The following is a 16,129-nucleotide window of genomic DNA, read 5'->3' as shown; positions in this document are numbered from 1 at the left end:
AATGGTGTCATCCCAGTGCTTGACACTGGGATCCAGGTTACTATATATGAAAAGTTATTATGTTTATATACTTGCAAGTGAACGAAATGGAACCTTGTATATAGGTATAACATCAAATTTAATTAAACGAATTTGGGAGCATAAAAGCAAAGCCATTTCCGGTTTTACGTCAAAGTACAATGTTAGTAAATTGGTCTACTTTGAGGAGTTTCAAGACATAAATTTAGCAATTAGTAAAGAAAAGCTCCTAAAAAGCTGGCAGAGAAAATGGAAAATAAACTTAATTGAAAAAACAAACCAAGAATGGAAAGATTTATATGATGAAATCGTATCTGGATTCCAGTGTCAAGCACTGGAATGACACCATTTGTTGTACAAATTACCTTTGCAAACAAATGTTCGTACAGCTGTGTGTCATGTACTTTATTTGCACATTAGCCACTTCCCTGAACAGATACCCCTAAAGCTACTTCTCTATTCTGCTGCAAACGAACTTGCGTAAGATTAGTAGATAGAGCATCCTTAAGAGTCTCAGTTGACTCTGTAGGCACACTACCATTTTTCTCAAAACCTTTATCTTCTATAGCTTTCAGAACATTTTTTCCTCCCAAAAGACAGTTTTCTCCTAAACTTGATTTGTCTTTTAATTTGTTAAACTTTGCTTTGTTTTCCTCATCAATCTCTATTTTTATTTTATTACCATCTTTCTTACTAGGACTTAGATAAATACTAATCTCTCCTGCCTCAGTGGTAAAAGACATTTCAATGCTACCTAAGATATCTGTATAATTTCTTTTTCCATCTTTTGTACCTTTAACTCTTACTATATTCTCCCCAATTTGAAGTATGCCGACTTTTAATTTTAACTCTTTAGCTTTTTCATTGTTTAAGATTTTCACAGGTTCAATAATATTATTTTGTGGATATTCTATACAAAAGTGTCCGTCATTTATTTTTGCTTTAAAGTCATACTCATGAGTTTGCTTATTATTTTTGTTTACAATACTTTCATACGCTAAATTATTAAGTCTTGAAATATTGTTATCCCTATTATCACAGTCCGAACTGTCTTCTGAGTCCTCACTCTCTGACGAATTACTAACTTCTAGCGATTCTGAGCTTGTCTGTTGATCTGTAGGAGTCCAGTTTTCGTTGTTAGGGCTCTTTGCCGGATTCTCTTCATTTTCACAAGAACCATCTGAACCATAGCCCTGATCCTTCAATTTTTGCGTTACAATCACTTCAGCAGGCTTTGCCTGACTATCATCACCAGAGCTATTTGAACAATCGTTTCTTTCACCTACCGAACTATCAGGTGTTGCCGGATTCCCTTTATTTTCATGAGAATCATCTGAACTATGGCTCGAATCCTCAATAGCTTGACGGCACTCATCTTCAGTAGCATATTCAGATGGAGTCTTTCCACTTTGATCTTGCACATTTGGATTAGCACCCGCTCCTAAAAGAAGTTCTCTAGCTTGAAGGCAGTTATTTTTAGCAGCATAATGTAACGGAGTTTTTCCACTTTGATCTCGCACATTTGGATTAGCTTTTATTACTTCTAAAAGAAACCTTATACCGCCAGTATCGTTACATTCAGCAACGTAATGTAACAGAGTTTTTCCATCTTCTCGGTTTTGTGTATCTCGATCAGCTTCTGCTCCTGAAAGAGACGTTATATTTTAAATATTACTATCGTTTTCTGGCTGACCTAAAATGTTAAGTGAACTTTCATTTAATTCCTTGCTTGATACCCCACCATTCATATTCTATAACCATTACTCACTAATTCTTCAGTGATTACCATAATACACAGGTAAGTCAATAAAAAAATACACCTTTCCTTCTTCAGTCCTAAGAAATTGTCAAAAGTCTCAAAAAGATGAGTTAAAAAGAGTTCTGCTTCCAACTTTTTTACTGTAAATTTTTGCAGAATTTTAAAACTTACATCTACTCTATTATAGTATTCTTGGCAACCAATTTTATTAAAAATCTTACTATTACCCACAAATAAAGACATGGTATTGTATTTACTCAAATAATTTTATTAACTTGAAAGATTATTAGATTAAAATTAAGAGTTATAATTTTAGCAACTAAAAGCTGTAAATTGTACCATATAAACAGTTATTTCAAGCAAAAGTTAACCATTAAGAGCTATGCAACAAACGTTCATATTTGTAGTAAGGGGGAAGTTATAGAAATGACACTCAATCGCGAGGACTATCAACCAGACTTTTCGTATAGCTTCTAGGTTTAAGCTTTTAATTTGCCTTTGAGCGCAGAAACTCCCTAGAAATCACGCTTTTGAACTCTATATTATTTTTTGTAACATTGTCGTAGGCGTTAGATTTTGTAGAGCTTCGAGCCTCTCTAACATCCTTGCAAACTCTTCTTCTGATAACTCACCACTGCCTAATTTCTCCTGCAATTCTTTTATCTCTTTGTCCAACCTCTTGTCCCAACTCAAATCTAAATTACTTGTGAAGATCTTCTTGATTAACTCCTTAAGCTTGTCACACAAGAACTTCATTATCGCAGCAATCAGGTTCTTTTCTTTCTTCTCCTTGAACATTTGGTAGATTTTTGGATCATCTACATTTACTTCAAAGAGGTTGAAGAGAGATTCAAAGAAATTCCAGAAACCTTCGAGCACTCTTTCTCTTTCACCATTGAAGTAATCCTCATCACCATCTTCGATATGTAGTTCTGCTTGAGATGATATTTCATCGATACAACTAGAAGCCTGATGCTCACACTCGAGCCTTCTGAGCAAATCTTGTCTGTCAAGCTCCTCTATGGCTGCTTTCAGTTCATTTAACTTCTGCTCCGCAGAGAAATCTTCCTCTCTGATTTTTCCTTGGAAGATTGTAGATTTGCTAAACCAAACTTTTCTTGAATTCTTATTTTCATTTCTTTTATAGTAATATTGGGGTTTTCCTCTATCCACACCTCAACTTGTTCACGTTGACTTTGATTCAATATAGTTTTTCTACGGCGTTGAGGCGGAGCAAATAATTTTTCTTCTCTGCCAAATTTTAGGTCATGCAGTAAGTGCCTTTCTTGAAATGCAGCATATCTTTGCTACGGCTGTTATACTGTGCTTTTTTGCTGCAATTACAGCATTTAGTTTTTTTGCAACATATGCGTTATTTCTTACTTTCTTCAGCATTTCTTTTGCTCACTTTTTCATCCAATAATTTTGATCTTAATGCCATTTAAACCTCGCTATTTTACTTACTTCAGTATGGCTTTTTTCCATTATTGTCTATCCGTTACTTGTATAGCGGGAATTGGTATAACTAATTTACTTATCAACATATCCACTAACTGTAATCTGTATACCGCTACACAGTTAGAAGTATTTTTTGATTTTACAATACAGCTTGAGATTCAATTTTTATAATTTTCTTGTTGACTAGCCAGAAAGTATCTACCTTCTCGGCTTGCTGCTTTTGATAAAGTGTGGTTTTCAAGACCATATCAAATAGATCCTATTAAAAATCAATCGAATCTTCACATGTTTGTTCTTCATAAAAGAAGTTCAATGTTATCGTAGTACCAAGTTTTGCTTCACTTTTAATGTCAAAAGTTCCACCCATTAACTCTACTAATTTCTTGCTTAGCGGCAATCCGATGCCCGTACCTTCATTTCTATATCCTGAATCTGCTTGGCCAAAAACAGACATAACTTTATATATATCCTGCTGCATTATCCCTATTCCATTGTCATGAAACTCAATAGTTAATAAGTTTTTTTCTATATTTTCTTTTACCACCATTCTTATTAAACCACCCTTTGGGGTAAATTTGATTGAGTTTGATAATAAATTTATTATAACTTGTTTCATTCTCTTAGGATCTGCAATAACTAATAATTGCTTATTAGGTATCTCTTTTTTTAAATTAATCTCAGTTTCTCTTAATTTAGGTAATAGCATATTTATGCATGAATCCATTATTTTGTTCAGGTTAAACTTCACTTTTTCTACTGTTAAACTACTTGATTCAGCTTTAGAAAAATCGAGCACATCATTAATTAAGGTAAGTAAGTGTGTTCCTGCATTATATATATCGTCTGCATACTCCTTGTATTGAGAATTATCCATTGAACCTAAAGTTTTATTTTTGATCAACTCCGCAAATCCAATAATAGCATTAAGAGGTGTGCGTAATTCATGTGTAACGCTTGCAAAAAACTTTAGCTTGTTTGCATTTTCTTGCTCTAATGTCTCTTTTATCTGCTGTAATTCAATGTTAGTTTTATGTTGCTTGGCTAGCATTTGGGTATTAGAAAAGTGCAAATAGAACATTATTAATATTAAAATTATTAATAATAAGCCAAAAAATGTTAAAGATAGGCCATATGCTATAACATAAGAATTATTGTAGTTTCGAAGAATCTTCAAAAAAAACGACGGTTTAACGCTATTTTCATGGAATATAGGGAAAATAGAAGTTGATGTATTTCCTGTAGTATAAAATATTTCTTGGTTACTTAATAGTTCATCAATTTCATCGTTTGTAAGTAACTGTTCATAATCATAATCTTGAGTGTTAAAATTACTGAATATTATTCTGCCGTTTTGATCATACAGTATTAAGCTGAAATCCTTTACTTTGCTCACTGATTGTAATAATTCAGCACGCAGTTTTACCAGTTGGTTTATGTAATCAAAACTTTTGTATTTAATGTGATGCTTTTCTATTAGTAAATAATGGTATTTTTTTATTATGCCATTTTCCAGTATACTTTTTAAGTTTACACTTGAATCACGGTAAGAAGAAAGGAAATTACTCCTTAGTAAATAATTACAATATATCACACTGAATAAAATCATAAAGATCGATGAGAGTAATGCAATAACTTTTGTGTATTTGTTTTTCCCCAGTGCAGAAAACATTAGCTTATACATATCCTTCTTATTGTGAAACAACGGTTTTTATGTTATTAATAATAAAATTTAGCATATAACATTTTATGACAATTTCTCCTATTTTGCCAGTTTATTCTCCTGTTAACATAAATTTTTCTTATGGTAAAGGTATTTACTTGTATAATATTGACGGTAAGCGCTACGTAGATTTTCACTCTGGAATAGCCGTTAGTAGCTTAGGTCACACCAATTCGCGATTAATTAGTGCTCTAAAATTGCAAGGAGAAGAATTATGGCATATATCAAATACCTATAATATACCTGCTGCCAATAATTTTGCAGAAAAATTAATAAACAACAGTTTCGCTGACACTGTATTTTTCTCAAATTCTGGATCAGAGGCAGTAGAATGTGGGCTTAAGATTGCTAGGGTCTATCAAAACGGAAAAGGCAATAAAAACCGTCACAGAATTTTAACATTCCATGGTGCATTTCATGGAAGAACCTTCCTAACTTGTGCTGCAAACGATAAACAGAAATTTTCTGAATTACTGAGTCCCTGTATTGATTGGTGTGATAATATCGAGCCCAATATTGAGAGTGTAAAGAAAGCAATTTCAAGTGGTATAGGTGTTATATTAATAGAACCGATACAAGGGCAAGGTGGTATCAAAGTAATGAATGAAGTCTTTATGAAAGAACTAAGAAAGCTGTGTGATGAAAATGACATATTGCTATTTTTTGATTGCGTACAATGCGGTGCTGGTAGGACAGGAAAATTATTCGCATACGAACATATAGGAGTGGAACCTGATATATGTGCTCTTGCAAAGGGAATAGGAGGAGGCTTTCCGCTAGGGGCTTGTCTTGCAACTGAAAGGGCTGCTAAATACATGGCGGTCGGTATGCACGGTTCCACTTTTGGTGGCAATCCGCTTGCAACTTCAATAGGCAATGTTGTGCTTGAAGAATTGCTAAGTCCTGGCTTTTTGAAAAATGTTGAAATTAGAGGTAAGTATTTAAAACATAAATTAGAAGACCTGGCAAGTAAGTTTTCAATGATAGAAGAAGTAAGAGGAAAGGGGTTAATGCTTGGAATAAAAGTGAAAGCGGACAATCAAAAGTTTGCAGCAGAGTTAAGTCACCGCGGCTTGCTGACTGTTGGGGTAACATCAGATAACGTTGTGAGAATTTTACCTCCACTCATTATCACTGAAAATGAGATTGATGAAGGAGTTGAGATTCTTAGACAATACTTATCTGAGAAATCTTCTGATTAAGCGCTACGTATCAAGCAGGTGCATGCACATAAGGAGATTTTGCTTCATGAGGTATTGGCTGTATCAGGACTGAAGATAGGTCAGTAGCAATGAAATTAACATCATTAGCCACCTCATTCATGCATTTAACTTCAGACTGTTTGCTTATCAGTGTAAGCTTATTCATATCACTTAGTGAGTCAAACTTTGTTGCATCCTCAAATATAAATGATTGTAAAATGCTTTTTGGAGCATTGAAGAAAACGCCATTACCAAATGATAATGTCATTTCTGATAAATCCTGTACTAAACCGTTTCTAAAAACGCATTTCGATAATTCCCCTAACAGGATTGGTATTCCAAAAAGAAAAAATGTCCCTTTCACTAAATAGGTCGTTATTCCACATAATAATGCACCACACAAAAGCACTAGTGGTCCAAATGCTATGAAACCGCAAAGTGATGGCAATAGCATATATAGCCTAATGATATTTCATATATAAGCTTCACTGAAACTATAAGTCCGATGAATAGCATAGCTGTACCCAGGACCATCCTTTGTCTAGAATGTTCTTTCCAGTTCTTGCAATACAATTCAGAAAAGTTATTGTTAACTTTTACTTTAAAAATATTATGGTTAGTTTTTAATTTAAGTTCTAAACCAAAATCTCCTTCCAAAAGATCGTTCCGCTCTAAAATTACTCCATGACGCCATTTATGGCAACTTACAATTTCATCAATTACCATACTAATTTGATCATTGATCTTATATAAATTGCTCATTTCATATGAGTCTCCTTGATAATACTTTTCTCTAAAGTCCGCGCAGCTTAAATTCTTTAAATCGTACAAAAAGTCTTTAATTTCTTGTGCTGTTTTATTAGCATCATCTCTGCAACCTACGGCTTTCAAAACTGTTGCTAAATGCTCATTTTCAATACGAGAAATCGTTTTATCTAATGCATATATATTGTTTAGATTGAAAGTATGAGATGATTTTTTCTTTACACCTATTTCCATTGTCTTCGTACAAACTATTTCGTGTAAAACTATCGTCATTTTCTTCGGCAATTTTTAATACATGACCTAATACATTTTTAGCCTTCACACTACTTTCAAAGTAGCAGTTTCTGATTATGTGCACATATGCCTTTGCATCAGCATTTTCAGACTTACCTACATTATACGCTTTAGCTAAAAAGACTAAATAGTCAAATCCTGCCCATAGATAATACATCACCTTTACTATAGCACTCCCCACAGAAAACAGAACTGAGCGTGTGCAAGATAATTTACCGTTGTTTTTAATTCTGCCTTCATATGAACAAAGATATTTTTCTGTGCTTTTTAAAATCTTACGTAAATCTTCTTCTGTCTTTCCTACGTCAAAATCATTTATATCATGTACTTTTTCATACACCTCTTTTATCAAATCCTTTGAAAATTTTTTCAGAGCTGCGTCATCGATATTTCCTAGTGCATCCATGTTTCCGCTAATATAGATCTCTATTTTTTCTCCAAGCTCTATTCCCATTCTATTTTTTACTAGTTTATTGTACCTATCAGTAGCCGGAAATAAAACCTTTTGACAAAAATCCTGCGGTGCGCTTTTTAATTTTGCTAAAACTTTATCTACAAATAACTCAATTTTTTCACCTCCAGCAGCAAAAAACCAAGGTTGCCTGTTAGGATTGCGTTCTCTATTTCTTCCAAAATTCTGCAAAGCTCCTGCTGGATCGTTGAACTGACTAGTTGAATCTGTAAATATTGATGCAACGTGATTATACTCACTATCGAAACCACGGCCTTTTGACTCGTCTATAATTGTTGTCAACGCATATTTAGCTAATGTACTTAAATCGCCTTGGTCATAATTACAATAGTCAGCTCCATATTTACCTGCGTCATTACGTGTTATTTTAAAAAAAGGTTTATTTGTCTCAATACCAAGATCATTTTTTCCAAGTCCTGCAAAAATACATTTATTTTTTTTGCAGAAATCGCTGAGGTTGTGTAGTACATCTTCTTCTCTTTCTATTAGATCATGAAGCTCTTTACTTAAGTGCCAATTGTCTACTATTAATCTGCTTCGATCATCGTTGCTTGTTTTCAGTGCACTAATAACTGTATTTACCTGTGGTAAAAGCTTGTCCCTAGCGAATTGCTCACTAAAACCTTTTTCCTTTAAGAAAGCTATAATGCTGCCATCATTAGCGGTATTAATCTTATTTTTAACACCTTCTATTAATCTACCTAAATCTTCTCCTCTTTGTTTATCCAAAGCGGTGTTATCGCATTCCACTAAATACGAAAGTGTAAGATCAATCATTGAATGCATTACTCTGTATTCTAGATACTTAGCAGTATCGCGAAGATCTACCTTGTCTTTCAATTTAGATATCTGTTCTTCCGTTAGACCAGGGTGTTGCTTTTTAACGCAGTTTATAAAGTTTGATTGACGTAGTTTGAGTCTGTAATCTTGGTACGACATTCCTTCAGGCTTAAATTTATTATAAACTTTATAACGCGTACCATCTTCATATACCAAATTGTTCTTACCTTGCAATGCAAAGCTAAGGTTAATTATGCTATTCACATCATCAACTAGAATAAGAGCATTTTCCCCAACCGGACTTTGTATATTCCATCTCACAGATTCCAGCGGATTATCAGAGTCAACAAGTTTATTGTAATTAAAAACTTCTTCACATTCTTCAACATATTCATGAGCTGGACTAGACTTTTCCCTAGCAAATAAGCTGCTCACGTTAGCAGCAAACCTAAGGAGCAGTTCTTTTGATTCTACTCCAGTTATTTTGGTCAACACCCACCAAATTGGCAACATTACTATACTAAATATAAACATAGAAACTATATAATATAGATTCTCAATTAAAGCGAAATACAGCCAATAATCTGAAGTTAGACCAATTATTGCAGCAACATTACTATTTATAATAGGGAATAATGTAATTAAAGGTATTATGGTAGCAGCAACATTCACCACGAATGCTCGATTGAATTTTTCTCTTTCATTAGTTTTTGCAATAACATTTATTGTTTTGATAGTGTCTGCAATGCAGCGTCTACTTGATCTTGTAGGACTGATAATTTTTCCACATCTGTTTAAGATCCTTTTCTTTGGTGTTGCGGTTAGGTAAGTCGTAGGATATTTCGCATCAAGTTTGCACATATTTTCAAAGGCCTGCTGCTTGTTAATGCTATCTGCTTCATCAACACTAACCCACAATTTAGGCTTTTCACCGTTTTGCTCTTCAAATTTTCGATAATTCTCTTGCTGTAAAAGCAGATCATGTGTTACTATAATTGTTGTAGGTTTAGTGACTTTCAGCGTATCTTCAATTTCTTGCACAGTTTTAGGTGTTTTAACATCTACAGTAAATGCACCATCTATCATTTTCTTAGCTTGTTCAACTAAATTACCATTTGGCACTGCAACTAAATGGTGATATCCTGCTTGAGCTAGCGCATGACTCCACAATCCAATATCATAAGTCTTGCCAAACCCAGTTTCTGCATCAATCATAGTATTACAGTTAGTGATGGAAGAACTTTCTAGATGCTTTAGCATCTCTTCAACAACAGGTTTACGACGTTCTACTATTATAGATTCTTTGTCACTGAAGAGCTTTATAGATTCACCTTGTAACTTACTATTAACTTCCTTTAAATGAGGGATAAGCTCTTTTATTTGATTAGTAATACATTGATTCATATCTTCCCACTATTAATATAATGTATTCCATAATACATTGTATTGATAGAATTACAACAAACGTTTTTAGGTATTTTATGCCTTATAGACAAAAAATCCAACATTAGTTATCATCTTAATATGAACGACAATCTGGTATGTTTAGGAATTATTACCTCTCCTCACGGAATTAAAGGAGCTGTTAAAGTGAAAACCTTTACTGAAAAGCCCAAAAATATCTCCTTATATGGTGAGCTAATCAGTGGTGATGAGAATTATAAAATAGACTTAGTATCCGTCATAGGTGATAATCTAGTAATAGCTACAATCAGCGGAGTAAATTCCCGTAATGAAGCAGAGCTTTTAAGGAATAAGAAGCTATATATAGAAAGAAGCAAGTTACCAGAGCTAAATGATGAGGATGAATTTTATCAAAGTGACCTTGTAGATATGGAAGTAAGGCTGGAAAGTAATGAATTATATGGCCATGTAAAATCTATATATAATTTCGGCTCAGGGGATATATTAGAAATTTTGGTTATCAGCACAAAAAAACGCATTATGCTATCTTTCACTAAAGAGATATTTCCACATATAAATATAAGGGGGAGGTATATAGTATTAAATATGCCAGAATTTATTGACTAATAAAGGCTTTGATATTTATATAAAGCTATTTATAATTGTAAGATCAAACTGAAAATGTAATTATGGCAGAAAGAGCTAACGATATCAGACCAGGTCAGGTGTTGGAACATAACGGCGGATTATTTTTGGTTGTAGGTATTATGCATACTCAACCTGGTAAAGGTGGTGCATACATACAAGCTGAAATGAAAAATATTAAGACCGGAGCAAAACACTATGAAAGATTTCGTTCTGATGCAACAATCAGAAGGGCAATTTTAGATGAAGAGGAATATGTTTACCTTTTCACTGAAGGAAACATTGTAAATCTTATGCATCCAAGTAATTACGAGCAAATCACTATAAATTTGGACTTATTGGGAGGAAAAAAAATTTATTTACAGGATAACATGAAAATTAAAGTTGTAGCTTATCAAGACAAAATAATTTCTGCGCATGTGCCTGATTATGTTACACTTGCTGTGAAAGAAACAGAGTCTGTTATTAAAGGACAAACTGCTACTGCTTCTTATAAGCCTGCAATTTTGGAAAACGGAATGCGCGTTAACGTGCCTCAGTTTATAAAAGAAGAGGATAAAATTGTAGTATATACTCCAGATGACAGCTATTATGAAAGAGTGAAAGAGTAAAAAGAAGAATGTCCATCTCATCACCACGAATTAATGTGATGCTTGATTCTGTGCGTAGTGCTTCCAGGCAGCTTATGCGCGATTTTAATGAATTGCAAATTTCTAATGTTAAATCAGCAGACTTTATTAATAAAACTTATTCAAAATCCAAGCAAACCATATACGATTGCTTGCACGACTACAAACGAGACTATGGGTTTATTTCCGAAGATGATACTGATCAAGAAGTAAAAGATGACACTTATACCTGGTTTATTATGCCTATAGAGGGCAGGGAGAACTTTTCTAGTTGCATGGTTTATTTTGCAGTATCAGTCTGTCTCATTCATCAAAATAAAGTTGTGGCAGCTGTAATTGATGCTCCGGCTCTTAGAGAAACTTTTTGGGCAGAAGAAAAGAAAGGTGCTTTTCTTGAGGATTTTAGATCTCGTCATATAAAAATGCGGGTGAAAAACCGTGAAGGGGGTTTAATAGATGTAAGTGGTAATTTATTAAATAAATTGCTGCCTGGTAATAGTAATGTACGCTCCATAGGTTCAACAATTTTAGGCTTTGCATACCTTGCAGCAGGAAGGCACAGAGGAACAGTTTACTCTGGAGTTAACAAATATAAAGCCTTGCTCGGTAGACTTTTTCTGCAAGAAAGCGGTGGAAGGCTAACGGAAGACAACGGATTGATTATTGCTGGCGATATTAAATTAGGATAAACAGGCTACAGAGATAGACAACTTTTCGAAAACTTTTACAAGAGATTCTGTTAAATGTTTTATCATTTCATCAGTATGATAAGGTGTAGGGGTAATACGGAAACGCTCAGTTCCTCTTGGCACTGTTGGATAATTTATATGTTGAACATATATTCCATACTCATCAAATAATAATTTTGATGCTTTTTTGGATAACTCTGGGTCGCCAATTATTATTGGAATTATATGAGTTTCTGTTGGAATGAAGTTAATTCCTGTATTTCTCAGTGAGTTTTTTACTTTTTCAACGACTTGCTTTTGCTTTTCCCTTTCAATGTTACTCGATTTTAGGTGCTCAACGCTTGCCTTTGCTGCCGCTGCTAAAACAGGCGACATAGCAGTGGTAAAAATAAATCCTGGAGCGGAACTTCTTATTACATCTACCAAGCTCTTTGAAGACGCGATATACCCACCCATCACTCCAAAAGCCTTCGATAGTGTACCTTGAATGACGGTTATTCTATCCATCAGGCCTTCTCTTTCTGCAATTCCGCCACCATGTGAACCATACATGCCAACTGCGTGCACCTCATCCAAATAGGTAATTGCTTTATACTGATCTGCAAGATCGCATATCGCCTCAAGCGGCGCTATATCGCCATCCATTGAATATACGGATTCAAGCGCTATTATCTTTGGTGTTTTTGTGTCTACGGACTTTAACAACTGCTCTAAGTGATCAACATCATTATGTCTAAATATATGTTTTGGTCTTTTTCCTGATTTTATGCCTTCTATCATCGAAGAATGGTTTTTTTCATCTGAAAAAATTACTACGCCCGGAATAACAGACGATAAAGTGCTTAGTGTGGTTTGGTTGGCAAGATATCCACAAGCAAAAGTTAAAGCAGCCTCTTTTTTATGCAAACAAGCTAAGGATTTTTCAAGTTCGACAACCTCTTTTGTTGTACCAGATATATTTCTTGTTCCTCCAGCGCCAACAGATGAATTTTGAATAGCGGCAATGACGCTCTCATTCTGCGACATTCCCAAATAGTTATTACTGCACCAGACTATTACTTCCCTATTTCTTTCATAGTCCATAATGTGGGGAAGCCTACCTGGCAATGACGCAAAGTGCGTAAATTCACGGTAGCGCCCCTCATCTTTTATATCTTTGATTTTATTCAAGAATATTTCTTCGTAGTTTACCAAGTCCTTATTTACCGATAATTAACATAATTATAATAAATTATAAAATGGTAAACTACAACCTCAATTTACTGTTATACAGATGTAACAGTAAGTTCTTCCTTCATGTTAAAAGGTTTTTCAACCTCGTTGTTTTCAACTTGGCTTTTAGGCGTGCAGCAGTATATAACTACAGCAGCAACCAGACAACAAGCTCCAACACCTGCTATTATTCCTGCTACTAGCAGACTAGCACTAAAAGCAAAATATGCAACTGGTGCAGCAGCCCCTGTAAGCACTCCAGTTATTGCTGATGTCCATGTAGCTATAACAGGCAGTTTTGCGTTTTGTGGGTGCGTTTTAACACTGTTGTCTTGTTCAAAAACTACCTTATTATCATCACCCTCGATGATAAAAGTCACCGGACTTTTTGAATCACCTTCTTTACCTGCAGGTTGATCATCCTTATCATCTACCACAGGCTCTTCTTCATTGTCAATAACATTTTCAGTTGTAGACGTATCGCCAGCATTTGAAGAGGCGCTACTGTGCTCATCACTGCTTAAAGAACTAACATCATCATCCAGGGTGTTAGTTAAAATTTCCGATTGTGGACTTTGTTGACCATCAAGCTGAGGATCACTTGAGCCACTATCTATTGTGCTATACAAAGGTTCACCACTTGAGGAATCTAGCTCATCACTACCAACAGGTGTTATTTGATCACTTGTAGTAGAGTTAACATCTTCCTCACTAATGTTAGCATTTACTGGTTGTGCATGATCAAGATACAGATCTTGTACTGATGCAAGTTTTTCGAATTTAGCTTCTGACTCAACTTTCTCTCGTTCAGCCGATTCTGCTACAATTCTTTCGAATTCAGCTTTCTCTAGTTCAGTTGATGCTGCTGCAAGTTTTTCGAATTCAGCTTCTGACTCAACTTTCTCTAGTTCAGTTGATTCTGCTGCAATTTTTTCGGATCTAGCTTTCTCTAGCTCAGCTCTGTTTAAAACATTTATTGATGGTACATGATCATTTTGAATCTCAGAAAGCTTTGCACTAAGAAAATCTATAATTTCTCTGATTTCTTGTTTATCTTTTTTTCTCAATTCTCCCGAGCCATATTTTTCATTAGCTTTTTTTAAGGCTGCTTGTAAAATAGGTTCAGTTGCTTTAATGCCCCCTAGTTCCATTATAAGTTTCACTGCCTCAAAATTGGCATCCTCGATAGCATTAAAAAAAGTTCCTTCTATGGCCTTTCCTTGATTAGTTTGAATCTCAGAAAGCGATCCTTTAAACAATTCTTCAATTTTTTTAAGTTCGCTTCCTTGTCGATTCTTCTCCTCGCCCTGCAAATTACCAATTTCTGTCTTGGCTTCATTTATCGCTTCTTGAAGAATAGATTTAGTAGATTCATGCATAACGATCGCGTTTCTTTTCATTATGAGTTCCACTGTTTCAGAATCGAACTTCTTGATAGCATCAACCAAGTTTTCCAGGTTCCATCTGCGAGTCTCAGGAAGTGCTTCCGAACTGTTCAATCTTTTATTACTTTGTTTCTTTTTTTTAGGATTGAGCCGCTTGCGAATTTTAGAAAGTCCTCCACTGAAACTGAGCGACTTCTTTTTGTTAGCATCAAGACCCGAATCAGTCAAATTATCAACATTAGAAAGTCCTCCTCCATAACTAACTGACTTCCTGACTGACTTCTTTCTACTTTCTTCAAGATTATTCGTACCGCCAATACCAGGAATTTCCCCCGAATCGGCCCAATTTTCAAACGATTCTGCCAAACCAGTCATATTCCCTCTATTTTGCTCTTCAAAATTGGTCATTTTACCAACTGATCTTTCTTTCGAGTTGGTCAGATTGTCAATATTAGAAAGTCCTCCTCCCCAACTGACTGACTTTTCACTTTGTTCTTTAAATTTGGTCATTACACCCTCCTTATTATTATTGCCTCTGGGCTTCTTTATTGAAGCCCTTATGTCACCCATAATACCATTTCTTCTATCTTTGTCAAGAAATTTATCATTTTTATTGCCAAACTCAGAATATCTATTAATTATTTTAGAAAATGAAGCATTCTTATGTTGATTTTTCACTCGTTCAAAATATTGTTTATCGCTACTTGAATGGGTGCTTGGAATAAGGCAACTGGGTACAGTTAGTACATCATACACTTCCCTAGCAGCCCGGGAAAGGATGTAGCATGTTGCAGATGTATTATTATCCGACTTAAAATTTTTTGGCTTTATTTTTAAAATAAGATTATGATAAACTTCCAATTTGTGGTCATGCAACGCCGGCACGGAATGTCTTCCTATTTTTAATTGTTTGCCTACATGCTTATAGCCCATAAAATTAGGTGGTAATGAAGGTATGAAATCTGATCGATCAACTACTCTAATAGTCTTCCTGCCAAAAAGTCCATTACAAACTTTAGCAGCATTACAGTCAAAAACCCTTGGTGCACCAAAAGTTGCAATATGCAAATCTTTTGCATCCTCTGTTACACTTAAACATAGAGCAGCTATGTTAGCGACAGCACCTCCCATGCTGTGACCTGTAAGATTAATTTTTAAATCTCTGATTTCTAATCCTCGATCGTTAGCATACCCTTTTAATATCCCGTAAAGACTCTCCCAGGAATTTTCAAATACGGAGTAGAAACCTAGGTGGATCTTACCACCTTTGGGCAGAAGTTCATATTGACGAATTAAAGGTATTTCAACATCTCTCTTGAAGTCATAAGAATCACAAGTACCGCGGTATGCTATAGTTACTTCCTTACCCCTTATAAAAACATAACCAGTATGCCGAACTTCTTGGTCAGAAATAATGCCATGAAATTGAACAACTTTGTAACCCTCTTTCTCAAGTTGAGCAGGAGTTTTATATCCTCCTCTCTTTAGCTTAACAAACTCATTGTTTTTACAACCACAATCGCTAACATAATAGCCTACCATAGTGAAGTTGATCATCTCTAATAACTTCTTTTGGTTAAATCCTGCAATTTTAGTTAGATTCCTAGAATTATTCCTGCTTTTAACTTTACCTGTAACACCTGCTGTTTGTGGAATAGATCTTCTAAGTAGATTAATTATATATTACCTCACATAAA

12 protein-coding genes and 2 pseudogenes are annotated in these 16,129 nt (G+C 34.7%); 5 read left to right on the top strand and 9 right to left on the bottom strand.

Translation table 11 applies throughout. The annotated features are described in order from the left end of the window. The first annotated feature begins 46 nt into the window (after positions 1-46). Positions 47-361 carry a GIY-YIG nuclease family protein gene (locus ACWHVF_RS00870; protein WP_064085789.1) on the top strand — a complete coding sequence of 105 codons (315 nt, stop codon included), beginning with the start codon at positions 47-49 and terminating at the stop codon, positions 359-361. 73 nt (positions 362-434) lie between these two features. Here the strand turns inward: ACWHVF_RS00870 and ACWHVF_RS00865 are convergent, their stop codons facing one another. From ACWHVF_RS00865 to ACWHVF_RS00850, 4 genes and pseudogenes are all read right to left on the bottom strand, one after another. Next, positions 435-1,679 carry an ankyrin repeat domain-containing protein gene (locus ACWHVF_RS00865; RefSeq protein ID WP_447933295.1) on the bottom strand — a complete coding sequence of 415 codons (1,245 nt, stop codon included), beginning with the start codon at positions 1,677-1,679 and terminating at the stop codon, positions 435-437. A 668-nt stretch (positions 1,680-2,347) separates the two neighbouring features. Next, positions 2,348-2,869: pseudogene (locus ACWHVF_RS00860) on the bottom strand (hypothetical protein); the annotation flags it as partial. Between the two features lie 11 nt (positions 2,870-2,880). Then, positions 2,881-3,218, bottom strand: a pseudogene (locus ACWHVF_RS00855) (IS630-like element ISWpi10 family transposase); the annotation flags it as partial. A 279-nt stretch (positions 3,219-3,497) separates the two neighbouring features. Continuing rightward, positions 3,498-4,916 carry a sensor histidine kinase gene (locus tag ACWHVF_RS00850; RefSeq protein WP_064125537.1) on the bottom strand — a complete coding sequence of 473 codons (1,419 nt, stop codon included), beginning with the start codon at positions 4,914-4,916 and terminating at the stop codon, positions 3,498-3,500. Between the two features lie 65 nt (positions 4,917-4,981). Here ACWHVF_RS00850 and ACWHVF_RS00845 point away from each other — a divergent pair, with 65 nt between their 5' ends. Beyond that, positions 4,982-6,157 (top strand): aspartate aminotransferase family protein, encoded by a 1,176-nt coding sequence (locus ACWHVF_RS00845; RefSeq protein ID WP_064125538.1) that lies wholly within the window; start codon positions 4,982-4,984, stop codon positions 6,155-6,157. Between the two features lie 10 nt (positions 6,158-6,167). Here ACWHVF_RS00845 and ACWHVF_RS00840 read toward each other — a convergent pair whose 3' ends face one another. The 3 genes from ACWHVF_RS00840 to ACWHVF_RS00830 form a co-directional block, all read right to left on the bottom strand. After that, complete coding sequence (locus ACWHVF_RS00840; RefSeq protein ID WP_447933062.1) at positions 6,168-6,425, bottom strand: hypothetical protein; 258 nt, start codon at positions 6,423-6,425, stop codon at positions 6,168-6,170. Positions 6,426-6,580: 155 nt separating this feature from the next. Continuing rightward, on the bottom strand, positions 6,581-7,156 hold the full coding sequence (locus tag ACWHVF_RS00835; protein ID WP_447933061.1) for a hypothetical protein: 576 nt from the start codon (positions 7,154-7,156) through the stop codon (positions 6,581-6,583). Further along, positions 7,089-9,872, bottom strand: a complete 2,784-nt coding sequence (locus tag ACWHVF_RS00830; protein ID WP_447933060.1) for a DEAD/DEAH box helicase family protein — start codon at positions 9,870-9,872, stop codon at positions 7,089-7,091. The genes ACWHVF_RS00835 and ACWHVF_RS00830 overlap by 68 nt, the downstream gene beginning before the upstream one ends. A 120-nt stretch (positions 9,873-9,992) precedes the next feature. Here ACWHVF_RS00830 and rimM point away from each other — a divergent pair, with 120 nt between their 5' ends. The 3 genes from rimM (at position 9,993) to ACWHVF_RS00815 (ending at position 11,835) form a co-directional block, all read left to right on the top strand. Beyond that, positions 9,993-10,499, top strand: a complete 507-nt coding sequence (gene rimM, locus ACWHVF_RS00825; protein WP_064125539.1) for a ribosome maturation factor RimM — start codon at positions 9,993-9,995, stop codon at positions 10,497-10,499. Positions 10,500-10,561: 62 nt separating this feature from the next. Then, positions 10,562-11,128: an elongation factor P gene (efp, locus tag ACWHVF_RS00820; RefSeq protein WP_064125540.1), complete on the top strand. Its 567-nt coding sequence runs from the start codon at positions 10,562-10,564 to the stop codon at positions 11,126-11,128. Between the two features lie 8 nt (positions 11,129-11,136). Then, on the top strand, positions 11,137-11,835 hold the full coding sequence (locus ACWHVF_RS00815) for an inositol monophosphatase family protein (protein ID WP_064125541.1): 699 nt from the start codon (positions 11,137-11,139) through the stop codon (positions 11,833-11,835). Here the strand turns inward: ACWHVF_RS00815 and hemA are convergent. Beyond that, entirely contained in the window at positions 11,827-13,029 is a 1,203-nt protein-coding gene (gene hemA / locus ACWHVF_RS00810) for a 5-aminolevulinate synthase (RefSeq protein WP_064125542.1), read from the bottom strand. The genes ACWHVF_RS00815 and hemA overlap by 9 nt on opposite strands. Positions 13,030-13,100: 71 nt before the next feature. Continuing rightward, positions 13,101-15,989, bottom strand: a complete 2,889-nt coding sequence (locus ACWHVF_RS00805) for a lipase family protein (RefSeq protein WP_447933059.1) — start codon at positions 15,987-15,989, stop codon at positions 13,101-13,103. Positions 15,990-16,129: the final 140 nt, after the last annotated feature.

Source organism: Wolbachia endosymbiont of Dactylopius coccus (assembly GCF_977011065.1).
The sequence above is the reverse complement of the archived record's forward strand: the minus strand, read 5'-3'. Positions and strand labels throughout refer to the sequence as shown.